Below are 25,301 nucleotides of genomic sequence, written 5' to 3'. Positions count from 1 at the left end.
GGAGGTTAAATCTTAATGAATGAAGTGAAAAATTTTTTTCGAAGTAGAGGGTTTCAACGTTTTCTCGTTTTAATAATATTAGCGCTTGTATTATATGGATTAAAAAGTATGATCAACTTAATATTAATTACGTTTATACTGACATTTTTAATGGATCGATTTCAACGTTTTATTTCAAAGAAATTGAAAGTGAACCGGAAAATTGTTATCGCCTGTTTGTATATCATATTAGTTTCCTTTATTGGCACGACATTGTATAAATATTTACCTGTGTTAACGATACAAATTTCGCAATTGATTTATCAATTTAAATTGTTTTTTCAAAACCCGCCTGATAATGAAATCATTAAATATGCACTTTCGACAATTAACGGAATGGAAGTATCAAAGTATATAGAACAAGGTGTAGATGTCATCTATCAATCGATAGCAAATATAGGGAAGGTAAGTTTACAAATATTATTGTCTCTCATATTAAGCTTATTTTTCTTATTAGAAAAAGAGCGTATTATTACCTTTACTTCTAAATTTAAAGAGAGTAAGCTAAAGATTTTTTATGAGGAGATTGCATATTTTGGCGAAAGGTTTGCAAGATCGTTCGGTAAAGTAATTGAAGCACAGTTTTTAATTGCGGTTGTAAATTGTATTCTTACTGTTATTGCATTAATTGTTTTAGGATTTCCGCAGCTTCTCGTATTAGCTGTTATGATTTTTCTACTAGGGTTGATTCCAGTTGCAGGTGTGATTATTTCTTTATTTCCACTTTGTATTATTGCTTATAACGTAGGCGGAGTTATATACGTTGTGTACATACTTGTGTTCATTACAGTCATCCATGCTCTTGAAAGTTATTTTTTAAACCCGAAGTTTATGTCTGCGAAAACAAATTTACCAATCTTTTATACATTTATGATTCTCATTTTTTCAGAACATTTTCTTGGAATATGGGGGCTTATTATTGGGATACCAATCTTCATCTTTTTATTAGATGTACTTGATGTAAATAATGAGGAATCGATTAAAAAATAGAAAATAAACAAAAAGCAATCCAAAATAAATTGGATTGCTTTTTCACATATATGATTAAAGAACAGGAGCCATTGTTTCTTTCAACACTTGAACTGAGTGATCGAATTTTAATTCTTCGTCTTCACTTAATTCTACTTCTAAAATTTCACGAACACCGCCGCGATTTAAAACAGCAGGTACACCGATATATACATCTTTTTGACCGTATTGACCTTCTAAATATGCCGAAACAGTTAATACACTATTTTCGTCGTTTAAAATTGCCTTAGTAACGCGTAGAAGTGACATACCGATACCATAGTATGTTGCGCCTTTTCGTTCAATAATATGGTAAGCTGCATCACGAACGTTTATGAAGATTTTGTCTAAATCTTCTTGATTATACGTATTGTCTTTTTCAAGCAGTGTTTGTAGTTTTTGAATACCAACTGATACGTGACTCCAAACAGGAAGTTCCGTATCACCATGTTCTCCGATAATATAAGCATGAATGTTGTGTGGACCAATATTGAAGTACTCACCTAACATATAGCGGAAACGAGCAGAATCAAGTGTTGTGCCAGAACCAATTACGCGTTCTTTCGGTAAACCAGATTCTTTCCAAGTTACGTAAGTTAAAATATCGACAGGGTTAGTTGCGATTAAGAAGATACCATCAAATCCGCTATCCATAATACTGCGCACGATTTGTTTAAAGATTTTTGCATTTTTCTCAACTAAATCTAAACGTGTTTCGCCTGGCTTTTGTGGTAATCCAGCCGTAATGACTACAAGGTCAGCATCTTTACAATCTTCGTAGCTACCTTTCCATACTCTAGTTGGAGCTGGAGCAAATGGAACGGCATGACTTAAATCCATCGCTTCTCCTTCAGCTTTTGCTTCGTTTACATCAACTAAAACAAATTCTTCAGCTACAGCTTGGTTAATCATGCAGTAAGCATAACTACATCCAACTGCTCCTGTTCCGACTAATACAACACGGTTAATACCTTTTTTCATTTCAAAATTCCTCGCAATTTCATTGATTTTATTATGTAAGATAATACGTCTTACTTCTATAGATTCATATCTAGTTTATTACATTTTATAAAAGATATTCAAGTATTTGAAAATGTATCCGTGCAATTTCTTGCATAAAACATAGGAAGTAAGTTAACCGAATATAATGCAATAAAATCCTTTATTGAAGGGGAAAAGGCCATGATGCAGCCATTAACGATGGAAAGAATGCTCCATATTATTCATGTGGGGCTCGTTAAAACGAAGGAGCCAAAACAGATTATTATTGTTGGTGCAGGAATTTCAGGATTAGTTGCAGCATCGTTATTGAAAGAAGCAGGTCATAACATAACAATTTTAGAAGCGAATAATCGAATAGGCGGAAGAATATATACGATCCGTGAACCGTTTAGCAGAGGTTTATATTTTAATGCAGGACCAATGCGAATTCCTGATACACACAAGTTAACTTTAGCTTACATTCGTAAATTTAAATTACCGTTAAATCTTTTTATAAATAAAACCGCTTCAGATATTATTTATACGAATAATATTAAAACGAGATTGAGCATCTTCGAAAAAAATCCAAGTATACTTGGATATCCAATTTTGGAGAGCGAAAAAGGTAAAACAGCAGAAGAATTAATGTTAGTAGTATTAGAACCCATACTAAATTTTATAAAAAAAGACCCTAATAAAAACTGGATTATCGTTGAAAAAAAGTATAAAGCATATTCGCTCGGCACATTTTTAACTGAATATTATTCAGACGGTGCAATAGATATGATCGGTGTACTTCTTGATATGGAAGCGTATATGGGAATGTCTTTAATTGAAGTATTACGAGAAATGATCTTCTTTACTTCAACGACGAAATATTATGAGATAACGGGTGGGATGGATGCATTACCAAAAGCATTTTTATCGCAGTTAAATGAGAATATATTTATGCGGTATAAGGTTGAAAAAATTATACAAGAAAATAGCAAAGTGATGATGCAAGTAAACTATGAACAAACTATTGAGAGATTTATAGTTACAGGTGATGTTGCAATTGTTACGATCCCGTTTTCAGCTTTACGTTTTGTTGAAATTCAGCCTTACAATCTATTCTCTTATTATAAAAGACGAGCAATTCGTGAATTAAATTATATTGCTGCAACTAAAATTGCGATAGAGTTTAAAAGTAGATTTTGGGAGAAAGCGGGACAGTGTGGAGGTAAATCTATTACAGATTTACCTATACGGTTTACATATTATCCGAGTTATGGCATTCATACACCAGGGGCAGCTATCGTTTTAGCGAGTTATACGTGGGCAGATGAGGCGTTAACATGGGATAGTTTACCGGATAGAGAACGCATTCGTTACGCATTAAAAAATTTAGCAGAAATATACGGTGATATCGTCTATAGTGAGTTTGTTACGGGAACATCTTTTAGCTGGAGTCAAAATCCGTATTCTTGCGGTGCATTTACAGCTTTTGAACCAGGTCAAGAGCTCGAGTTATTTCCGTATATTACACCACCATCTGGAAAAGTGCACTTTGCAGGAGAGCATACGACATTAACACATGGGTGGATGCAAGGAGCGATAGAATCTGGGATTAAAGTTGCTTATGAAGTAAACGAACAGTGAACATATATTTACAAATCACGACTCTTTTAATAAAATAATAAATATAAATCGTAATTATTACGCTTTGAATACGTTTTGAAATAAAGAAATGGATGGTCGATCAAATGAATAAAGTAGAAATTCATATATTAGGTGGCTTTTTAGGTAGCGGAAAATCAACATTATTACAAAATTTATTGTTAGCGGAGAAAAAGAAGAATAGAAAAGTTGCAGTGTTAATGAATGAAATTGGTGAATACTCAGTAGATACAGATATTATTGGAAAAGAGAATATTTTAAGGGAACTTCTGAAAGGATGTATTTGTTGTACGTTAAAAGAAGAGCTTGAAATACAGTTACATTCGTTATACCAGCAAGAAAGACCAGATGTCATTTATATAGAAACGACAGGTGTTGCGCATCCAATTGAAGTACTAGATGCATGTGTATCACCAATTTTAGCACCGTTCTTAGAAGTGAAATCAATAGTAGTCGTTTTAGATGCAGTAAGGTGGTTAAATCGAAGTATATTAAGTGCAAATGTGCAACAGCTACTGCATGAGCAAATGAAATTTGGTAGCCATATTTTAATTAATAAATCAGATTTACTAACATTTGCGGATAAGAACAAAGTAATTGAAGACGTGAAAGCAATAAATAATCATGCAAAATTGTTTGAAACAAAATATTGTAATATATCTTTAGAAGATATAGAAGAAGCTGAATTTATGAATGATGGGGAACATGAGACACTACATGTCAAACAGCATTTACATATACAAACGATGACATATCAATTTACGAAATCGATTGATCAAGACAATTTATATGAATGGCTTTCAAATTTACCAGATAGTATTTATCGTGTAAAAGGTTTTGTAAAATTCCATGGAGATAAATACCCTCACCTATTCCAATATTCGTTCGGAGTGCCGACTTTATTAGAACAAGATTTTGGTTTCCCAACAAACTTAGTAGTAATTGGAGAAGGACTAGATAAGAAACGATTGGCTGAAGGGTTAGAGAAAGTAGAAAATAATTCTAATTAAGACTAAAGGTCTAACTTATTTTTAAGTTAGGCCTTTTTGTATGTAGAAAAACACTTGCAGATTTTGTCTAACAATAATAATTGTAAAATTCTGAAATGTATTTATAATCAAATCTAAGAGGTGATTCAGGTGTCAGAAAAAATAATAATGGATGTAAAAAACCTAACAACAAAAGGATTAGAAACGAGAGAGAAATTATTGTGTGCTGCAGAAGAAGTATTTGGTAGTAAAGGATATTACGAGGCTTCTATCGTGAATATTACACAAGAAGCAAAGGTAGCACACGGAACTTTCTATAATTACTTTCCATCTAAAAAAGATATATTTGATGAATTGATTCGCAGATTGAACCGTGAGTTACGCTTAATTATTAAAGAAGAAATGAAGGGGATATCAAGTTATGAAGAGGCACAAAGAAGAGGTTTTCAGGCATTTTTTCGGTGGGTGAAAGATCGTCCTAATCTATATAATATTGTACAACAGGCGGTAGTTGTTGATGATAATTTATATAGATGGTACTATGCAAAGCTCGCAAATGGATTTTTAAAAAGTTTATCAGCTGGTATGGAAGCAGGAGAGTTTAAACAACTTGATACAGAAACAATTGCGTATTGTCTTATGTCAATTGGGCAATTTCTAGGAATGCGATGGGGTTATTGGGAAGAGAAAGATGTTCCGGAAGATGTATTTGAAGCAGCGATGTCATTAATATTTGAAGGATTGAGAAAGAGATAAAGGAGTGGGGGAAATATGCAGGGCATTGCTTATTGGATTGAAAAACGGTCCTATTTACATCCAGATCGCATTGCCATTATTACAGAAGAGGAGGAAATGACATATAAACAGTTACATGAGTATGTAAGTAAAGTAGCAGCCTATCTAATTTATGACTTGAATGTGCAAAAAGGAGAAAGGATAGCTATTTTATCGCAAAATAGCTTGGAATATATTGTGCTTTTGTTTGCTATAGCAAAAGTAGAATGTATTGCTGTTCCACTTAATATACGGTTAACAGAAAATGAACTTATCTTTCAGTTAAAAGATAGTGGAACTACAGTTTTATTTGTAGAGGAAACCTTTCAAAATATGGCACTGTCAATGCATAAGGTATCGTATGTTCAAAGAGTTATTTTGATTAAAAGTTTAAAAGAAATAGAAGATAGAAAAAGTGACAACCTTGAAGAGATAAATGAAAGCGCATCCTTTATTATATGTTATACCTCAGGGACAACGGGAAAACCGAAAGGAGCTGTACTTACACAAGACAATATGTTTTGGAATGCGCTTAATAATACATTTGCGATTGACTTAACTATGCACGACCGCTCTATTGTATTATTACCTTTATTTCATATTGGTGGAATTGGTTTATTTGCATTTCCAACTTTATTTGCAGGCGGTGTAATCATTATTCCAAGAAAATTCGAACCAACCACAGCTCTTTCCATGATAGAAAAACATAAAGTGACCGTAGTGATGGGAGTACCTACAATTCATCAAGCATTAATGAATTGCGAAAAGTTTGAGACTACAAATTTACAATCAGTTCGCTGGTTTTATAACGGTGGTGCCCCTTGTCCAGAAGAGTTGATGAGGGAATTTATAGATAGAGGATTTTTATTTGGTCAAGGCTTCGGTATGACTGAAACATCACCAACCGTATTTATGCTTTCAGAAGAAGATGCAAGACGTAAAGTAGGCTCGATTGGGAAACCTGTTCTGTTTTGTGAGTATGAACTTATTGATGAAAACAAAAATAAAGTTGAGGTTGGTGAAGTTGGGGAGTTACTAATAAGAGGACCGAATGTAATGAAAGAGTATTGGAACCGGCCAGATGCAACAAAAGAAGCGATTCAAGATGGTTGGTTATATACGGGTGATTTAGCTAGAGTTGATGAAGATGGTTTTGTATACATTGTCGGTAGAAAAAAAGAAATGATAATTTCCGGTGGTGAAAATATTTATCCACTTGAAGTAGAGCAAGTCATTAATAAGCTTTCGGACGTATATGAGGTAGCGGTCGTTGGTAGGCAACATGTAAAGTGGGGAGAGACTCCAATCGCCTTTATTGTGAAAAAGAGTAGCAGTGTATTAACTGAAAAAGAAGTCATTGAGCATTGTCGTTTATTTCTAGCAAAATATAAAATACCGAAAGAAATTGTTTTTCTAGAGGAATTGCCAAAAAATGCAACTGGTAAAATTCAAAAAGCACAGTTAGCAAATCAATTGAAAAGCAGGTGAAGAGATGACGGTATATATCACTGGTCAACAGGCGTCATGTAGTAAAACAATTACAGAAACAGATTTTGTATTATTTGCAGGTTTAAGTGGGGATTTTAACCCAATCCATATTGATCATGAGTATGCGAAACAAACTAGATTTAATCAAAGAATAGCACATGGTTTACTAACTTCTAGTTTATTATCGCAATTGCTTGGTATTCATTTACCTGGAAAAGGATCCGTTTATATGGAGCAAACTATTAAATTTACAGCACCAGTTTTTATAGGAGATACAATTACAGCAACGGCTACAGTACAAGAATTTATGATGGAAAAGAGAGTTTTGAAATTGTTAACAGAATGTCATAACCAAAAAGGAGATTTAGTATTAACAGGTGTAGCTACAATGATGGTGCCAAAAGAAGGAGGAGTATTCTAATGAATATTGGGATTGAAGCGACTGGTGTTTTCTTCCCAAAAGACGTAGAGACGGCTGCAGACCTATCTAAAAAAACAGGTATTCCTGAGCATATTATTATAGAAAAGTTTGGATTATATGAAAAACATGTCGCAGATGAAACGATGCATGCATCAGATTTAGCTATTGCTGCTGCAAAACCAATATTATCACAAGTAGATCCTCAATCTATTGATGTAGTCATTTATTTTGGCAGTCCACATAAAGATTACCACGTATGGTCAAGTGCCCCAAAAATTCAGCATGAACTTGGATTGAAAAATGCTTATGCTTTTGAAATTATGAATGTTAGTTCTTGCTTTCCTATTGCTCTCAAAGTCGCAAAAGATATGCTCTACTCCGATAACTCAATTGAAAATATATTATTAGTAGGTGGATGTAAAGAATCTCAAATTGTAGATTATGATAATCCACGTTCGCGTTTTATGTTTAATTTCGCTGATGGCGGAAGTGCAGCTTTAGTGAAAAAAGACGCTAGAAACGGTGAAATATTAGGAAGTGCGATTATAACAGATGGTTCATTTCATGAAGATGTTCGTATTCCAGCAGGTGGATCGAAGCAGGTTGCGAGCTACGATACAGTTGAGAATCGACAGCATTATATTGATGTAATAGATCCTATTAGTATGAAAGAACGTCTAGATCGGGTTTCAATCCCTAATTTTGACAAGGTGATTCGGGAGGCGTTAAGAAAAAGTGGGTTAACTCCTAAAGATATTAAAGTATTGTTACCACTGCATACAAAACGTTCTATGTTAATAGAATTGATACAGGGGCTAGGGCTAGCAGAAGAACAAGTTGTATATTTAGATCATTATGGACATATGTCAGCGCTTGATCCTTGCATTGGTCTTCACTTTGCAAATGAACAGGGGAAATTACAGGCCGGAGATATTGCAGTAGTAGTTAGTGCAGGGACTGGGTATACGTGGGCAGCTACTGTGATTAGGTGGTGAAAAATACTAAATGAATATATGGGAAATGGAGGTATTTGGAAAGGGGCGGCGAATGTAATGGTACTTCATTAATTTTTTAATAAATTTGTTTGTATGATTCAAAGAAAAAGTCATAATTACGGTTGGGTAACTTTGGCGTGTTTGATTCTATCAGAAAGTAAAGTATGGGGAGGATCACAATGTCGATGAAAAAACGTAAATGGCTAAGAATGATGGCTACTGGTTGTGTTTTAGGTTCATTATTAATAACCGCAGCTTGTTCAGGAAAGAAAACAAGTACAGAGGGTGACAAGACGATTAAGGTAGGTGTTCTTGCTTCATTAACAGGTCCATTAGAATCATATGGAAAACAAACCATGAACGGATTTGAATTAGGGTTAGACTATGCAACTGGTGGAACTGGCAAAGTTGAAGGGAAGAAGATTAAGTTTGTTGTAGAAGATACGGAAACAAAAGCTGATGTAGCGGTTAAAAAAGCTACGAAGTTATTAGAAGAAGAGAAAGTTGATTTTTTAGTTGGATCGTCTAGTTCAAGTGATACATTAGCGGTTTTACCATTAGCTGAAGAATATGAAAAGATTATGGTTGTAGAACCGGCAGTTGCGGATAGTATTACGGGGAAGAACTGGAATAAATATATTTTTAGAACTGGAAGAAGTTCCTCACAAGATGCGATTGCAGGAGCAGCAGCAATTGCGAAAAAAGATGTAAAGATTGCGACATTTGCCCCAGATAACGCTTTTGGTCGTGAAGGGATTGCTGCATTTAAAGCGGGTGCGAAAAAATTAGGTGCGAACATTGTGAATGAGCAATACGCGGATACAAATTCAACAGATTTTACAGCAAATATTCAAAATATCATTAGCTCAAAACCAGACTATTTATTTATCGTTTGGGCAGGGGCAAACTCACCTTGGAAACAGTTAAAAGATATGAATGTGGAAGCGCAAGGTATTAAAATTTCTACAGGTGCACCAGATATACCAGCATTAAAAACGATGGATGCATTAGTAGGAATGCAAGGTTTTTCTGTTTATTATCATACACTCCCGAAAAATAAGGTGAATGATTGGTTAGTGGAAGAACATAAAAAACGATTTAATGGTGCGGTACCAGATTTATTTACAGCAGGGGGAATGTCAGCGGCAATTTCAATTGTAGAAGCTTTAAAGAAAACAAAAGGTGATACAGATGTAGATACATTAATTAAGAAAATGGAAGGAATGGAATTTGATACGCCGAAAGGAAAGATGAAATTTAGAGAGAAGGATCATCAAGCGATGCAGACGCTGTATTCTATCACATTGAAAAAACAAGATGGTGTTGATTATCCGGTGCCAGTGTTAGAGCGAGAATTAACGATGAAAGAAACAGAACCACCAGTTCAAAATAAATAGACTGAATTTTCTGTTGATTTTGTATGAAGAGGGGCACATCCTCTTTATCCCGCTTTAATGGGTCGGGCTGCCCATTAAAGTCCGATTGGTGAGGGCTGATAATCAGTGGGGAATGAAGAAAACCCCCACTGATTAAAGTTTCACTTTATACGTATTTCTTTCATACTGAAAGCTTTAAAGGGAGGGATTTCGTGACACATTTGCTAGAAACGAAAAATCTTAGCGTATCTTTTGGTGAGCATCATGTTATTAAAGATGTGAATGTAACTGTACAAAAAGGAAAACTCATTTCTATTATCGGACCAAATGGTGCGGGTAAGACAACATTATTTAATTTACTAAGTGGACAGATTTCACCCACAACAGGTGAAGTGTATTTTAAAGGGCAAGATATTACAAAACTATCGATTTCAGATCGAACACGCTTAGGAATCGGTCGCTCTTTTCAGCTTACAAACATATTCCCAGAATTAACGGTACTTGAAAATGTCCGTTTAAGTGTTCAATCATTCGTACAAGATTACTATAGTTTTTTCCCGAATCCAGCAAAATTTAAGCAACAAGTTGGAGAGGCAAGGCGTTTCTTAAAAACAGTATTACTTCAGGAGAAAGAGCATGTATTAGCGAAAGATTTGGCACATGGAGAGAAAAGAAAGCTAGAACTTGCGATGTTATTAGCTTTAAAAACAGATGTGTTATTACTTGATGAGCCGACGGCAGGTATTTCGGTTGAGGAAGTCCCAGCTATACTACAAGTGATTGAAAATATTAAGAAACATCCAGAGAGTACAATTGTACTTATTGAACACAAAATGGATATGGTACTAGGTTTGTCAGACCATCTAATCGTTTTATTTCATGGAGAGTTATTGGCTGAAGGTTTACCCGAAGAAATTATGAAAGATGAGCGTGTACAAAGTGCTTATTTAGGGGGATTATATAGTGGCACTATTACAAGTGAATAATATAGAGACGTATTTAGATCAGTTTCATATTTTACAAGGGGTATCTCTTGCTGTTGAAAAAGGAACGATTACTGTACTGTTTGGAAGAAATGGGGCAGGGAAGACTACGACATTACGTTCGGTTATGGGATTTCATCATATCGCACATGGTGAAATTTATTACGATCGTACACAAGTAAATGGATTATCTACACATTTAATTTCAAGGAAAGGAATAGGGTATGTACCAGAAAATCAAGGTATTTTTCACGATCTGACAGTAGAAGAAACATTCGCTCTTGCTAGAGGTAAGGGTGAAGAAGCGGAAGAAAAAATAGAATGGATGCTTGAACTATTTCCAGATTTAAAGCAATTTTGGCACAAAAAAAGCGGACTCCTAAGCGGGGGACAAAAGCAAATGTTAGCAATTTCAAGAGCATTTATTAATAGCGATGGTTTACTACTTATTGATGAGCCGAGTAAAGGCTTGTCCCCCATTATGATAGAAAAATTAATGATAGCTATTTTGAAAATGAAGGAGAAAACAACAGTTTTACTCGTTGAACAAAATTTTATGATGGCTAGTCAAATTGGTGATTACTTTTATATTATGGATAACGGAAAAATTGTTCATAACGGTTCTATGCATGAATTAAAAGAGGATAAGGAAATGTGTCACAAATATTTAGGGATCTCTTAACATGAATCCGGGGTGAGAAGGATGGATGTGTTAATCAATTTATTTGTAAATGGGATTTCAACAGGGATGCTCATTTTTTTATTAGCATCAGGTCTTTCGCTTATTTTCGGTTTGATGAGTGTTCTAAACTTCGCACATGGTGGTTTATTTGCGTGGGGAGCGTTTACAGGTGTTTGGCTATTTAATATGACAGGTAGTTACGTATTAGCTTTAATTGGAGCAATAGCTATGGGAATGTTCCTTGGATTCATTTTAGAAAGATTCCTTATTAGACCGGTATATGGAAATCACGTTCGCCAGCTTCTTGTTACGCTTGGAGGAATGCTTGTACTTAGTGAATGTATTAAAGTATTTTGGGGACCGAATCCAATTGGTGCAAAGTTACCGTTATGGCTACAAGGAAGTTTTACATTTGGAGGCGTTATATTAATTAAATATCGTCTATTCGTTATCATAATTGGGGTTATCATATACATTGCATTATTATTATTGCTCAAAAAAACAAAGATAGGTCTTATGATACGCGCAGGCGTAATGGATAAAGAGATGGTTCAAGCGCTCGGTATTAACGTAAAAGCGATATTTTCTTTCGTCTTTTTATTAGGAGCAGGGATGGCAGCGTTGGGAGGGTTCTTATTAGCACCGTATTCAGGCGTTATTTTCGCAGAAATGGGTATGCAGTATGCGATTTTAGCTTTCATAGTAGTAATCATTGGAGGATTAGGAAGCGTACAAGGTTCAGCAATTGCTTCTTTAATTGTCGGATTAGCTGGTGCTTTTACAGCGTATTTTATACCAGATTTATCACTTGCAATCAATATGTTAATGCTACTGTTTTTCTTAATCGTGAAGCCAAATGGACTTGTTGGTGAAAAGGGGTGAAATGGTGAACAGTACATCAAATCGAATTAAAGTATACTTCGGAGTATGTATGCTCATTTGTTTAAGTGTATTTCCATTCGTAAATGATTCACGGAGCTTGTTAATTTTGTTCACTCAAATCTTCATCTTTGCTATTTTTGCAATGAGTTTTGATGTATTGCTTGGATATACAGGAATTGTATCGTTCGGCCATTGTATGTTCTTTGGAATCGGAGCATATGGCGTAGCACTTTTATTTGATCGACAAGGAGTATCCATAACGAACTTTTTAATAGGGATAGTAGCTGCAATTATCATTTCAGCCATTGTTAGTTATATAATTGGTTTGCTTTCTTTACGGCTGAAAAGTCATTTTTATGCAATGTTAACACTTGCTATTTCACAGTTGTTTTTCGTACTTGCTGAAAAATGGCGTGGGCTCACTCACGGAGGAGATGGTTTTACATTTGGTGTACCAGACGTATTTCGTGATCGTTTTACGTTTTATTATGTAACACTTATATGTTTACTTATCATTTTTGTTCTGTTACGTCTTTTCACAAAATCTTCTATTGGAAAAGTATTAAAGGCAATTTCACAAAACGAGCAACGTGTTGAAGCACTAGGATATAAAGTTCTTCATTATAAAATTATTGCTAGTGTTGTTGCAGGAGTAGTAGCTGCGATTAGCGGTGGTTTATTTGTTATTACACTGCGCTTTGTTAATACAACTGTATTTTCAATTGAAATGACATTAAATGCATTATTGATGACGATGATTGGAGGCGTTGGAACGTTAATTGGAGCCATTGCAGGAGCTGGAATTATTGAATCCCTAAAATATTATTTATCAGAACTAGCTACAGAGTATCCGATCTTTGAACGATGGACGATTATTCTTGGTGTATTGTACATTATCGTATTGCTAGTTTTCCCGAAAGGATTAGTTGGCACGGTTAAGGGTTTGAAGAATATGAAACGGAATAAGAAGGAGAAAAGTGCAGAAGTGGAGCAAAACGTGTGAAAAATCAATTGTATAGAATATGAAAATCCCTCTTTTAGATTCGGAAAGGAGGGATTTTTATTGCTGTATGTAAATTTAGTTCTTTTATAAATATTATATTAATTAAATAGTTCATCAGGGATTTGTTTGAAAGAATTTTGGTTCGTAAAGAAATGAACAGCTAATTTCTCAATTGGAACATCTTCAATTGGTACTAATTTATCATTTTTAATTGGTAAAAAGGCTATTCCTTTTCCGTCCTGAATAAACTCTTCTATAAGCGAATAAGAATCTAATTGTTGAAGTTGGCGCTGAGATAAATTATTTTCTTTTAGAAATTGTATCGTCTTATTCCTAAAAGGGCACTTTTTGTCATTACTAACGAAGAAGAGTTCCTTTGAAAATTCAATGGTACACTTTTCTATCGGTTTTAATAAGCCGATAGAAATTGAAGTGGAAAATACTTTTTTAAACGATATGTCTGGGTAATCCTCATAAGTAATGACCATATCAACTTTTTGTTGCTGCAGTAATTTTTGCAAATGACTACTATTTTCTACATATATTTGATAATTCCTGAAATTTTCTTTAATACGCTTGCTTATATAAGTAGTCAAAATAGATTGTGACGTCGCGATTATATAAGAAGAACCACTCGTTTTAATTTTATCTTTTGCTTCTTCTACTAAAGTTAATATTTGATTCGTGTAGTCTAATAAAATGTCCCCAGAAGGTAACAAGGAAACGCCTTTGTTATCTCTATGTAGTAAAGGTGTTTCTAACTCTTGTTCTAATTTTTTAATTCTTTCAGTTACGTTCGGTTGAACATACCCTAACTCTTTCGCAGCTTTACTAATAGAACCTTCGGTAGCCACAGTTTTGAATATAATAAGATCATTTATTTCCATTTATCACAGCCCCTTATACGATATCATTATAAATGATACCAAACATAATTTATACCTATTTTACGTTAGTCAATCATCGGTTTATCATTGTGTATATAAGATGGAAAGTGAGTGATAAACATGATTGGAATGCAATATAAGGTCATTTTGCCGAAAGATTATGATATGGAGATTGTTAAGAAAAGGGTAAAGGATAATGGGTATAAAACGGATAGTTTTCAAGACTTGAATTTTAAAGCTTATTTAATTACTGAGGCAGATAAGGACGGAAATTTCTATAACTGTTATGCACCTTTATATATTTGGAATGGTCATGAAGGAATGAACAAATTTATCTTTGAAGGGTATTACGATAATATTTTACAATCTTTTGGATGGCAACAAATAAATATAGGTGTTCCATTAGTTGTTAATGTAAAGGGTGATTTTAAGAAATGTAGATATGTTGTTGAATATGAAGGAAGTATTTCTCAAAGTGAATCATTGAGTGGGATTCAATCTATCATTGTGGATCAAAAGGTAGAAAATTGTTTAGGAAATGTAATAGTATATAATCCAGATAAATGGGGATATAGTAAGTTTAATTTTTATGAAGAAAAGCCTGATATGGTAACGAATAAAGGTACTACAGTATATGAGATTTTGCACATTTCACAATGATATTTTGTTGAATGCTAAATTAAGTAAAGGGGTGAAAATATATGCCTTTTGTGAACGTTTATTATCATGAAAATATATTAAATGAAGAAGAATTGAAAAAGATAGGTGAATGTATTCATCTTTCATTAATTAAATATTTTAACATCCCTGAAAATGATTTTTTTGAAATGTTTTTACCTTATCAACAAAATCATTTTTTATATGATCCATATTATTTATTAGAAAGGGGAGAAAAGAGAACAGAGAATATGATTTATGTTTCTATTACATGTGGACCGGGAAGAACGATAAAACAGAAACGCGATCTGTATCAGTCAATATCTTTGAGGGTTTCTGAATGTTCTAGTATAAAAAGTGCAGACATTTTTATTACACTTAACGAGACAGCCGCTGAAAATTGGTCGTTTGGTCAAGGATTGGCGCAATTGGTAAAAGTGAAGGGGGAGTGAAATGATGAATGAATCCATTGAATATTGTATTCAAGAGAAAATGAGAGAAAAGGCACCTGCATTTGCTCATTATAGTGAAAAAATATTGTTCGAGGAAGTGTGGCGAGATGACACTTTAACATTAAGAGAAAGGAGTTTATGTACAGTGTCGGTATTAATCAGTCTTGGTAATACAGAACAATTACCATTTCATTTGCGACTGGCCAAACAAAATGGAATTAAAGAAAATGAAATGATTGCATTAATAACACATATGGCTTTTTATGTTGGTTGGCCCAAAGCAGTAGGCGCTTTACATATAGCAATGAATGATATGGAAAGTTAAGAATAACGATAAGAAAGAATTCATTTAAACATGAATTCTTTCTTATCGTTATTTATGTAATACTTTAATGAGATATTTTTCACGTTTTCTCTTGCTTTTTTATCACTTGCGTAGTAAAGTGATAGTAAGATTCACGATAGGAAGTGATCAAACATGCGTGATAATACGATAGGATCATTAATATGGTTACGTTTAATACGATTTACGAACCAAAGTAATCAGATGTCAAATGAGTTTTTAAAACGTTTTGATTTAACAACTGCTCAATTTGATGTGCTTTTGCAAATACGTACGTATCAACCACTAACACAAATGGAGTTAGCTGAAAAGGTAACTGTTACACAAGGCGGTATTTCTCGAATGTTAACGCGTCTTGAAAAAGAAGGATATATTGTACGAAAACAAGATTGGAAAACGAAAACAATTAGTCTGACAGAGCAAGGGGAAGCTGCCTTAGAGAAAGCATTGCCAGAGCAACTTGCATTTCAATCATCGTTTTTTGATGACGTATTAAATGAAGAGGAACAGAAAATGTTATACGAGCTAATGACAAAGGTTCATAAGCATAGTGAAAAAAAAGAATTACCGCAAGAGTAATTTTTTTTACACTATCAATTGACTAATCAAGTGAAGTTATAGACAATAGGAAAATACATTTGACTTACAAACGTTTTTAAAAGAGAAACTAATAACACTTTATTAAAGGAGAGAGTAATGATGGAAAAATACCGTATGGATACAAGTAAAGGGATGGAGTTTGGATTATATTCGATTGGGGATCATGTTTTAAATCCGCATAATGGAGAGAAAATTAGTGCGGAACAAAGAATTCATGAATTAATTGAAACAGCTAAGTTAGCAGATGAAGCTGGACTTGATGTATTTGCTGTCGGTGAAAGTCATCAAACACACTTTACAACGCAAGCTCATACAGTTATTTTAGGAGCGATTGCGCAAGCAACGAAAAATATAAAAATTGCAAGTTCAGCAACGATAATAAGTACATCTGATCCGGTACGAGTATACGAGGACTTTGCTACACTTGATTTGATTTCTAATGGACGTGCAGAAATTGTGGCTGGTCGTGGATCTCGTATTGGGGGATATAGTTTACTTGGTTATGATGTGAATGATTATGAAGAGTTATTTGAAGAGAAGATGGATCTTTTATTAAAAATTAATAAAGAGGAACATGTAACATGGAATGGACAGTTCAGAGCACCGCTTGCGCATGCATCGGTTATTCCAAGAGCTAAAAATAATAACTTACCAATTTGGCGTGCAGTTGGTGGCCCACCAGCTAGTGCGATTAAAGCAGGACGTGCAGGTGTACCAATGATGATAACAACACTAGGTGGTCCAGCTATTAACTTTAAAGGATCAGTAGATGCTTACCGTGAGGCGGCTGCGCAAAGTGGATTTAATCCAGCGAGTTTGCCAGTTGCAACAACGAGTTTATTTTATACAGCGAAAAATTCACAAGATGCACTTAGTGAATACTACCCTCACATTAATGCTGGTATGCTTACGCTACGCGGTGGTGGGTATCCGAAACAACAATTTACAAATGCAATAGATTACCGTGACGCGTTAATGGTTGGTAGCCCACAACAAATTATTGAAAAAATGCTTTACCAATATGAATTGTTTGGGCAACAACGCTTTATGGCAGAAATTGATTTTGGTGGCGTACCATATGATAAAATTGAGAAAAATATCGAGCTAATTGCTACTGAAATTTTACCGGCTATTAGAAAACATACAGCAAAATAAATTAAAAAATACCGAGAGTCTAATGGATTCTCGGTATTTTTAATTTATTTTAGTTTGAAAAAATGACAAAAAAGTGAATTTTTAATCTGAAAAGAGGAGGTTATTTCCTATTTTTGAATAACAATATTTCATGTTTGAATTTTAGAAATACATTTTTCTCTTGACAAAAAAATAACGAAATTATCCATTGGTTAATAGGACATTTTTCCGTAGAAAAGTCAAGTGTATAAAGAGAGAAACGATTATTTTATTGATGCAAAGATAAGTCTCATATTAAAAAAACACATTTTATCGATGAGAAAAATCTAATTCAAAAAAATACCAAAAGACATATTTCAGACAAAATGATGTCAATAATACGTCAAAAATCAGCTGAATTTACTATGCAGGTATATTATACAATTCGATTAACGAATAAAACACTACAGAAATAGTGAAAAGGTAAAAAATAGCATTACAATAGTTTGAAAAACTGAAACTTCGTATTTTTCGACAATACATACAAAATGTTTTTGTCTTTTCGTATTTCTTAATAATTGAGCTTGATAAGATTGCTCAATTCACTTTTATTATAAAAACTATGAAGGAAGTGATTGTAGTATGGAAACGCTTGAATTGGCACGAATACAATTCGCATCAACAACGATTTTCCATTACTTTTTTGTTCCGCTGTCTATTGGTTTAGCTTTTATCATTGCGTTAATGCAAACGTTATATGTGGTAAAGGGACAAGAAATTTATAAGAAGATGACGAAGTTTTGGACACAAATATTCCTTGTTAACTTTGCGGTAGGTGTAGTAACTGGTATTTTACAAGAATTCCAGTTTGGTATGAACTGGTCAACCTATTCACGTTTCGTAGGTGATGTGTTTGGTCCATCACTTGCGATTGAAGGTTTATTAGCATTTTTCATTGAGTCTACATTTTTAGGTTTATGGGTATTCGGTGAGGATAAATTACCGAAGCGCATTCACCTTTTATGTATTTGGCTCCTTTCAATTGGAACAATGTTATCAGCATTTTGGATTTTAACTGCAAGTGCATTTATGCAATCGCCAGTAGGATATGAAATGGCAGCAGATGGACGTGCACAAATGAATGATTTCTTAGCAATTATTCAAAACCCACAATTATGGGTACAATTCCCGCATACCATTACAGCGGCAATTGCAACGGGTGCATTCTTTATTGCAGGTGTGAGTGCATGGAAAATAACGAAAGCCCAAGAAACGGAAGTGTTTAAAAAATCATTTCGCATTTCTATCATTGTTGGAACACTTACAACGGCGCTAGTATTATTCTTCGGTCATGCGCAAGCGCAACAATTAATCAAAACACACCCAATGAAAATGGCGGCTGCTGAAGCGTTATGGAATACGAGTGAAGATCCAGCGCCATTTACTGTATTTGCGAAAATTGATGCAGAGAAGAAAGAAAATTCGTTTGAAATTCAAATCCCTTATATGCTAAGCCTATTATCATTTGATAAATTTAGCGGTCAAGTAGAAGGGATGAATCAAATTCAAAAGCAATATGAAGAAAAATATGGGCCTGGAGATTATATTCCGCCAGTACACACGATGTTTTGGAGTTTTAGAGCGATGGTAATGAGTGGAACATTTATGCTTCTTCTAGGAGCGTACGGTTGGTTCTTATCCAAAAAGGACCGTTTAGCTGAAAAAACTTGGTATTTAAAATTAATGGTGTATGCAATTTCACTACCGTTTATCGGTAATACAGTAGGATGGATTATGACTGAAATGGGACGTCAGCCTTGGGTAGTCTTCGGTGTTATGAAAACGGAAGATGCTGTATCTCCAAATGTTACGTTCGGAGAAGTGTTATTCTCTTTAGTTTCATTCACATCACTATATTTAATTATAGGTGGAATTACTATTTACTTATTCGTTCGTATCATTAAAGGACATGAGAATAAGAAAGCGAAACAGGATTCTCAAAGCCATGATCCATTTGATAAGGAGGATGAGTATGTTATCTCTTAATGAGTTGTGGTTTATCATTATTGCAATTTTATTCGTAGGCTTCTTTGTACTTGAAGGTTTCGATTTCGGTGTAGGTATAGTTTCAAGGTTTTTAGGAGAAAACGATTTAGAGAAAAGGATTTACTTAAATACAATTGGCCCATTTTGGCATGCGAATGAAGTATGGCTTGTTTGTGCAGGTGGCGCTATGTTCGCAGCATTCCCGCACTGGTATGCAACTTTATTTAGTGGGTTTTACATTCCTTTTGTATTTATGCTTCTTGCTTTAATTATAAGAGGTGTTTCCTTTAAATTCCGTGCGAAAATAGACAATCATAAATGGAAAGGTTTTTGGGATTGGGGTATGTTTTTAGGAAGTTTATTACCACCTATCCTTTGGGGAGTTGCCATTGCTAACTTTATGGTAGGTATTCCAATTGATGAGACGAAAAATGCTGTAGGTGGATTCCTACAATTACTTCATCCCTTTGCATTACTTGGAGGAGTTATGTTCCTTCTGCTATGTATTGTTCACGGCTTGCAATTCCTTACAATACGTACAACTGGTAAGTTAAGAGAACGTGCACGTATTGCTGCACTGAAAATTGCACCACTTGCAATTATAGCGCTTCTTATTTTTGCTAGTGTAGGGTTATGGAAAACAGATATTTTCACTGGTCATGGTACAGAATGGATTATGGTTCCGATTGGAGCTTTTGTAGCATTATGTGTGTCAACATTATTAAATAAAAGAAGAAGAGATGGTTGGGCTTTCTTTATGACAAGTTTAACAATCATTTTACTAAGTGCGAGTGTGTTTGCCGGCATGTTCCCGCGTGTCTTAATTAGTTCGTTAGGGTCAATATACGATTTGACAATTTATAATGCAGCATCAGGAGATTATGCACTAAAACTGATGACGTATTTTTCAATTGCTATATTGCCATTTGTATTGGGAAGTCAAATATGGAGTTTCTATGTGTTTAGACAACCTGTTAAGTCAGATAAAGATTTGGAGTACTAATGAAAAGAAAAAGAGGACTTCCGTCGTATCCTGGTAGCCGAGTTTTATATGTAGTGCTAACAATCATTAGCATGTTAGAAGCTTTTAGTATTATTGCACAAACAGTGTTTTTAGCGCGGGCTATTACGTTTTTATTTCAGGGAGAAGCAGTGCAATCTATGTTAAATGAAACTGTTTATTTTGGAATCACGTTTGCAGTACGTCATTTGCTAGTTCGAATGTCACAAATATTAGTGGAACGTTTCGCTGAAAAAACAGGATCGCTACTGAGAAAACAATTAATAGAGGCGTATTTCACATTAGGTCCACGGTATGTTCAAACTGTTGGAACAGGTCATCTGGTTACCTTATCGATAGAGGGTATTGAGAAATTTAAAACATATATTGAATTAACAATTCCTAAAATGATTAGAAGTAGTATCGTACCAGGACTAATTGTACTATATGTTTTTACACTAGATATTGAGTCAGGAATCATTTTAGTTGTAACGATTCCTATCATAATTATTTTTATGATCCTACTAGGATTAGCAGCGCAGAAAATGGCGGATAGCCAATATGAAACATATCGTGTTCTTTCTAATCATTTTGTAGATACGTTAAAAGGATTAGAAACATTAAAGTATTTAGGTCAAAGTAAACAACACGAAGGAAAGATTGAAAAAGTAAGTAAAAGATATAGAAAAGCAACGATGCGTACTTTGCGAGTTGCTTTTCTTTCTTCATTTGCATTAGATTTCTTTACGAGTTTATCAATTGCATTTGTAGCGGTCGGATTAGGGATACGTTTAATAGATGGAACAATTGTACTATTGCCAGCCCTTACGATTTTAATTTTAGCTCCGGAATACTTCTTGCCGATTAAACAAGTTGGAGCAAATTATCATGCTACGTTAGATGGACAACTTGCAATGGAGCAAATAGAAGAGATTTTACAGCGACAAAAAGAAATAGGGAAGAAAGAATCTAATGTAGACTTAATATGGAATTCAACTAGTAACTTGAAATTACAAGATGTAAAAGTAAAGAATGATGAATCTGAAAAAGCTATATTAGAGGAAATTGATTTTACTTGGAAAGGCACTGGCGCTATAGGTGTAATTGGTGAAAGTGGAGCAGGGAAATCAACGTTAATCGACGTATTAGCAGGGTTTTTAACTCCTTCAGCTGGAAAGATGATTGTAAATGGTGTGGAAATTGACGGGGCTACTCGTGAAGAGTGGCAAAAGAATATTGCTTATATTCCGCAGCAACCTTATATTTTCCCGCTTTCATTAAAAGATAACATTTGTTTCTATGAAACAAATACAACGGATGAAGAAGTGGAAAGAGTTATGAATGAAGTTGGTCTTCGTTCACTCGTTACATCGCTTCCAAATGGAATGTATGAAAGAATTGGAGAAGGTGGGCGTATGCTGAGTGGCGGACAAGAACAACGTGTCGCAATGGCGAGAGCCCTTTTAAGCAAAAAGCCAATTATTTTATTAGACGAGCCTACAGCACATCTTGATATTGAAACTGAATTTGAAATAAAGCAAGCGATGTTACGTCTGTTTGAAGGTAAGTTAGTATTTCTTGCAACACATCGTCTTCACTGGATGAAACAGATGGATCATATTCTTATTTTAAATAAAGGGAAAATGATAGAAAGCGGAACGTATGAAGAACTTGTAAAGAATGAAGCATTACATTTTCGCAGGAAAGAGAGGGGATAGAGATGAGTAACTGGATTAAACCGTATATACAGCAAAATAAAGGTAGAATGACTGTAACTATTTTCCTTGGTCTTCTTGGAGTTAGTTCAGGTGCGATGCTACTTTTCATTTCAGGTTATTTAATCTCTAAATCTGCTCTTAGACCAGAAAATGTAATGGCTGTATATGTTCCTATCGTTGCAACACGTGCGTTTAGTATAGGACAAGCGGTATTTCATTATGTAGAGCGTTTAGTTGGACACGATGTTGTATTATGCATATTAGAAAAGATGAGAACGAAACTATATGGGATAGTAGAACCACAGGCGTTATTTTTCCGTTCACGATTTCAAACGGGCGATATGTTAGGCGTATTATCCGAAGATATAGAGCATTTACAAAACCTATATTTACGTACAATATTTCCTAGCATATTAGCATTAGTTGTATATAGCATATTCGTACTTGTTATCGGTACATTTGACGTAGTGTTTGCACTTATTGCAGCATGTATGTTGGCTATTATCGTTTTTCTTCTTCCATTTATATCATTACTTTTAATGAAGAAACATCATGTTACTTTAAAGCAAGGAAGAAACCGTTTGTACCAACAACTAACAGATGCTGTTTTTGGATTATCTGATTGGCAAGCAAGTGGTAGAAAAGATGAATTCATTGATAAGTATGTAGATCAAAATGCTCAGTTGTTAAAAACGGAAAAAAGAATGAAGCGCTGGAATCATATTCGGGACAGTATTATTCAATTAGTAGTGGGTATTGTAGTTATTTCAATGATTATATGGACTGGAAATGAGGCGGCGAGTGAACAGATTGCTCCTACCGTTATTGCGGCTTTCGTCTTAATGACGTTATCTGTCACAAACGCGTTAATTCCTCTGTCAGATGCTATCGATCGAATTCCATCATATGTAGAATCCGCTCATCGTCTCAATCAAGTAGAAGGTAATGGTGTTTTACAGGATGAAAAGGAATTACCTAGAGATAAAGATTATGTTGCACCAAAACATATAGACATTGAATTAAATCATGTATCGTATCGTTACCCAGATAGCAATGAATTTGTATTGAAAGACGTATCATTACAAATAAAAGCAGGAAAAAAAATCGCCATTTTAGGAAGAAGCGGAACTGGAAAATCTACTTTGTTAAAATTGTTAACAGGTGCACTAAGCCCATTACAGGGTGAAGTTTTATTGAATAGTGAACATGCTCACACGAATCTTTTATCAAAATATATTTCTGTATTGAATCAAAAGCCGCATTTATTCGATACGACAATTGGGAATAATGTGCGAATCGGCAAACCAGAGGCAACAGATGAAGAGATATGGAATGCTTTAGAGAAAGCACAATTAGCTTCGCATGTTGCTTCTCTTCCAGATAGATTACAAACAAAAATGCATGAGATGGGGAAAAGGTTTTCTGGCGGGGAAAGACAACGGGTTGCTTTTGCTAGAACGCTAATGCAAGAAGCACCAATCATTGTACTAGATGAACCTACAATCGGCTTAGATCCAAAGACAGAATTATCTTTAATAGAAACAATGTTTTCTGCAACGGAAGAAAAGACAGTAATTTGGATTACGCACCATCTTGTAGGAATGGAGCATGTTGATGAAGTAATATTCCTTGATCGGGGTCAAATTGTGATGCAAGGTAGTCATGAACAACTTCTGAAAGAAAATGAAAAGTATCGTATGCTTTATGAGTTAGACAAAGGAATATAATTTTATCCGACTTTAATGGGCAGTAAGACCCCCGCCTTAAAATGCAGTGAAAGCAAAGAAGTTAGGTGGGGGATCAACTGCCCATAAAAGTCCGATTGGTTCAACTAATAATCAGTGGGGGATGAAAAACCCCCCACTGATTAAAGCTTCACTTTATTAAGTATGTAATGGAAAAATAGCTACGCCTAATGGTGGAGCTATTTTTTGTTTTAAAATAAATATTCTATTCTTTTTTTGATGGATGGCAAATGTATATGATCGTTACGAATGAAAAATGAATTTCATATTATACATATAATGGAGGGGATATACGTGAAGGAGCAGTGTAAAATTATTGTTTTAAGTGATGAATTATCAAGGGAGAAGATTCAAAATACATTAGACAAAAATAAATGTAAAACAATCGTTCATGTTGTAGACGTTTCAGCTATTGTTCGTATAGAGAGTTCTTTTCAATATATAGTTATTTGGAGAGTCGACGCAGAAAAACTTGTAAATGAATTAATAAACAGGGGCGTGCAAAGTACAAAAATTATTAATTTAACAAAATACATGTATGAATGGAGGAATAAATTAATTTCTATCTATCAAATAAATCCGGATCTTATGTCTTTATACATTTCTATGAAAAAAGCAAAGGGTGATCCGACGTATGAATTGTTTGCGACGGGCTTGTCTTATCCGCATTGTGGCATAAGTACAGAGCTCCTCTCAAAAAAGTCAATAAAACTAACACTTCCATCACAAGATTTATACTATGATTATTTAATAGCATCACAACTACTATCAAACAATCATTCCTTTCAATATTGTTTGATAGGAATAGCTTATTTCTCGTTTTACTTTGACATGTCGTTATCATCTGAATCATATAGAATTCACAAAGTATATTATCCATTGTTTCAAGACGGCCATCATACTGTAGTTCATTCTCCTCTATCCACTGATGGATTCTCACATCTAGATACCCCGAAACCACTTTTTTCTATTTTTAATTTGCATTTTGAATATATTTTATTAGACGAACTAACAGATGAATCATTGATATTGCCCTGGATAAATGCTGAATGGAATATTACTCCTCTTCACATTCCTTTTGAAGAACACGGAAAAATAAGAGCAGCTTCACATGCTAAATTGTCATATCCTCATACTTTAGTTGAAAATAAAACAATTTTTAAAACATATTTAGAATTACTTTTAAAACATGATATAAAACCACTAATTGTTGTATTCCCTGTTACTTCACATTATTTCAATTGTAGTAGTAAGAAATTAAAAGAAGATTTTTATAAAGTTATAAACGATTTTCAAGCTCAATATTCTTTTCAAATTATAGATTTATTTGATTCGCCATTATTTTGTGATGAAGATTTTTATGATAGTGATCATATGAATAAAAAAGGTGCAAATAAAATGTCCGTGTTATTAAATATGTTTATTCAGGAACGAAAAGTATGATATTTCGTTTCATTTCTGCA

The 25,301-nt window shown here is 34.2% G+C and carries 24 protein-coding genes; 22 read left to right on the top strand and 2 right to left on the bottom strand.

The features are described 5' to 3' along the window. Window positions 1-15: 15 nt before the first annotated feature. Entirely contained in the window at window positions 16-1,029 is a 1,014-nt protein-coding gene (locus tag QCI47_RS18515) for an AI-2E family transporter (RefSeq protein ID WP_001006574.1), read from the top strand. A 54-nt stretch (window positions 1,030-1,083) separates the two neighbouring features. On the opposite strand, the gene QCI47_RS18510 is transcribed toward QCI47_RS18515, so the two are convergent. Then, window positions 1,084-2,028, bottom strand: coding sequence for an L-lactate dehydrogenase (locus QCI47_RS18510; protein WP_000715326.1), 945 nt, complete (start codon window positions 2,026-2,028; stop codon window positions 1,084-1,086). Between the two features lie 201 nt (window positions 2,029-2,229). On the opposite strand from QCI47_RS18510, the gene QCI47_RS18505 reads away from it, so the two are divergent. The 11 genes from QCI47_RS18505 (at window position 2,230) to QCI47_RS18455 (ending at window position 13,277) form a co-directional block, all read left to right on the top strand. After that, window positions 2,230-3,666 carry a flavin monoamine oxidase family protein gene (locus QCI47_RS18505; protein ID WP_242230369.1) on the top strand — a complete coding sequence of 479 codons (1,437 nt, stop codon included), beginning with the start codon at window positions 2,230-2,232 and terminating at the stop codon, window positions 3,664-3,666. A gap of 104 nt (window positions 3,667-3,770) precedes the next feature. Continuing rightward, on the top strand, window positions 3,771-4,694 hold the full coding sequence (locus tag QCI47_RS18500) for a CobW family GTP-binding protein (RefSeq protein WP_353811911.1): 924 nt from the start codon (window positions 3,771-3,773) through the stop codon (window positions 4,692-4,694). 129 nt (window positions 4,695-4,823) lie between these two features. Then, the gene (locus QCI47_RS18495; protein WP_001290800.1) at window positions 4,824-5,429 is read left to right on the top strand and encodes a TetR/AcrR family transcriptional regulator; all 606 of its coding nucleotides are present in this window, start codon (window positions 4,824-4,826) and stop codon (window positions 5,427-5,429) included. 15 nt (window positions 5,430-5,444) lie between these two features. Then, the gene (locus tag QCI47_RS18490) at window positions 5,445-6,935 is read left to right on the top strand and encodes an o-succinylbenzoate--CoA ligase (RefSeq protein WP_001161515.1); all 1,491 of its coding nucleotides are present in this window, start codon (window positions 5,445-5,447) and stop codon (window positions 6,933-6,935) included. A 4-nt stretch (window positions 6,936-6,939) separates the two neighbouring features. Beyond that, on the top strand, window positions 6,940-7,356 hold the full coding sequence (locus tag QCI47_RS18485) for a MaoC family dehydratase (RefSeq protein WP_000219483.1): 417 nt from the start codon (window positions 6,940-6,942) through the stop codon (window positions 7,354-7,356). Then, window positions 7,356-8,351, top strand: coding sequence for a 3-oxoacyl-ACP synthase (locus QCI47_RS18480; RefSeq protein WP_001020494.1), 996 nt, complete (start codon window positions 7,356-7,358; stop codon window positions 8,349-8,351). The genes QCI47_RS18485 and QCI47_RS18480 overlap by 1 nt, the downstream gene beginning before the upstream one ends. A 179-nt stretch (window positions 8,352-8,530) precedes the next feature. Beyond that, complete coding sequence (locus QCI47_RS18475; RefSeq protein ID WP_309422683.1) at window positions 8,531-9,748, top strand: substrate-binding domain-containing protein; 1,218 nt, start codon at window positions 8,531-8,533, stop codon at window positions 9,746-9,748. Window positions 9,749-9,939: 191 nt separating this feature from the next. Continuing rightward, entirely contained in the window at window positions 9,940-10,713 is a 774-nt protein-coding gene (locus QCI47_RS18470) for an ABC transporter ATP-binding protein (protein ID WP_076875027.1), read from the top strand. Continuing rightward, a complete protein-coding gene (locus tag QCI47_RS18465) occupies window positions 10,691-11,392 on the top strand; it encodes a branched-chain amino acid ABC transporter ATP-binding protein (RefSeq protein ID WP_353811910.1) in 702 nt (233 codons plus the stop codon). Before QCI47_RS18470 ends, QCI47_RS18465 begins: the two co-directional genes overlap by 23 nt. A gap of 21 nt (window positions 11,393-11,413) precedes the next feature. Continuing rightward, entirely contained in the window at window positions 11,414-12,274 is an 861-nt protein-coding gene (locus tag QCI47_RS18460; protein WP_000382789.1) for a branched-chain amino acid ABC transporter permease, read from the top strand. Window positions 12,275-12,323: 49 nt separating this feature from the next. Next, window positions 12,324-13,277 carry a branched-chain amino acid ABC transporter permease gene (locus QCI47_RS18455; RefSeq protein ID WP_309422711.1) on the top strand — a complete coding sequence of 318 codons (954 nt, stop codon included), beginning with the start codon at window positions 12,324-12,326 and terminating at the stop codon, window positions 13,275-13,277. A 98-nt stretch (window positions 13,278-13,375) separates the two neighbouring features. Here QCI47_RS18455 and QCI47_RS18450 read toward each other — a convergent pair whose 3' ends face one another. Continuing rightward, the gene (locus tag QCI47_RS18450) at window positions 13,376-14,164 is read right to left on the bottom strand and encodes a LysR family transcriptional regulator (RefSeq protein WP_076875031.1); all 789 of its coding nucleotides are present in this window, start codon (window positions 14,162-14,164) and stop codon (window positions 13,376-13,378) included. A gap of 120 nt (window positions 14,165-14,284) precedes the next feature. Between QCI47_RS18450 and QCI47_RS18445 the strand changes: the two genes are divergently transcribed. The 10 genes from QCI47_RS18445 (at window position 14,285) to QCI47_RS18400 (ending at window position 25,281) form a co-directional block, all read left to right on the top strand. After that, entirely contained in the window at window positions 14,285-14,824 is a 540-nt protein-coding gene (locus QCI47_RS18445) for a DUF4865 family protein (protein WP_309422685.1), read from the top strand. Window positions 14,825-14,865: 41 nt separating this feature from the next. Further along, window positions 14,866-15,273, top strand: coding sequence for a tautomerase family protein (locus QCI47_RS18440; protein WP_061131168.1), 408 nt, complete (start codon window positions 14,866-14,868; stop codon window positions 15,271-15,273). Window position 15,274: 1 nt separating this feature from the next. Further along, complete coding sequence (locus QCI47_RS18435) at window positions 15,275-15,598, top strand: carboxymuconolactone decarboxylase family protein (protein ID WP_000980847.1); 324 nt, start codon at window positions 15,275-15,277, stop codon at window positions 15,596-15,598. A 153-nt stretch (window positions 15,599-15,751) separates the two neighbouring features. Then, window positions 15,752-16,195 carry a MarR family winged helix-turn-helix transcriptional regulator gene (locus QCI47_RS18430; RefSeq protein ID WP_001205518.1) on the top strand — a complete coding sequence of 148 codons (444 nt, stop codon included), beginning with the start codon at window positions 15,752-15,754 and terminating at the stop codon, window positions 16,193-16,195. A gap of 120 nt (window positions 16,196-16,315) precedes the next feature. Beyond that, window positions 16,316-17,371, top strand: a complete 1,056-nt coding sequence (locus QCI47_RS18425) for an LLM class flavin-dependent oxidoreductase (RefSeq protein ID WP_061131169.1) — start codon at window positions 16,316-16,318, stop codon at window positions 17,369-17,371. Between the two features lie 600 nt (window positions 17,372-17,971). Then, window positions 17,972-19,375 carry a cytochrome ubiquinol oxidase subunit I gene (gene cydA, locus QCI47_RS18420; RefSeq protein ID WP_000448876.1) on the top strand — a complete coding sequence of 468 codons (1,404 nt, stop codon included), beginning with the start codon at window positions 17,972-17,974 and terminating at the stop codon, window positions 19,373-19,375. After that, window positions 19,362-20,378 carry a cytochrome d ubiquinol oxidase subunit II gene (gene cydB, locus QCI47_RS18415; protein WP_000950063.1) on the top strand — a complete coding sequence of 339 codons (1,017 nt, stop codon included), beginning with the start codon at window positions 19,362-19,364 and terminating at the stop codon, window positions 20,376-20,378. Before cydA ends, cydB begins: the two co-directional genes overlap by 14 nt. After that, window positions 20,378-22,093 (top strand): thiol reductant ABC exporter subunit CydD, encoded by a 1,716-nt coding sequence (gene cydD / locus QCI47_RS18410; RefSeq protein ID WP_309422687.1) that lies wholly within the window; start codon window positions 20,378-20,380, stop codon window positions 22,091-22,093. Before cydB ends, cydD begins: the two co-directional genes overlap by 1 nt. A 2-nt stretch (window positions 22,094-22,095) precedes the next feature. After that, window positions 22,096-23,820, top strand: coding sequence for a thiol reductant ABC exporter subunit CydC (cydC, locus tag QCI47_RS18405; protein WP_309422688.1), 1,725 nt, complete (start codon window positions 22,096-22,098; stop codon window positions 23,818-23,820). Between the two features lie 312 nt (window positions 23,821-24,132). Beyond that, a complete protein-coding gene (locus tag QCI47_RS18400; protein ID WP_163072622.1) occupies window positions 24,133-25,281 on the top strand; it encodes a hypothetical protein in 1,149 nt (382 codons plus the stop codon). Window positions 25,282-25,301 lie beyond the last annotated feature (20 nt).

The organism is Bacillus cereus group sp. RP29, assembly GCF_040459765.1.
Classification (GTDB): domain Bacteria; phylum Bacillota; class Bacilli; order Bacillales; family Bacillaceae_G; genus Bacillus_A; species Bacillus_A paranthracis.
Note: the sequence above shows the minus strand (reverse complement) of the source record. Positions and strands in the feature narration are given on the sequence as shown.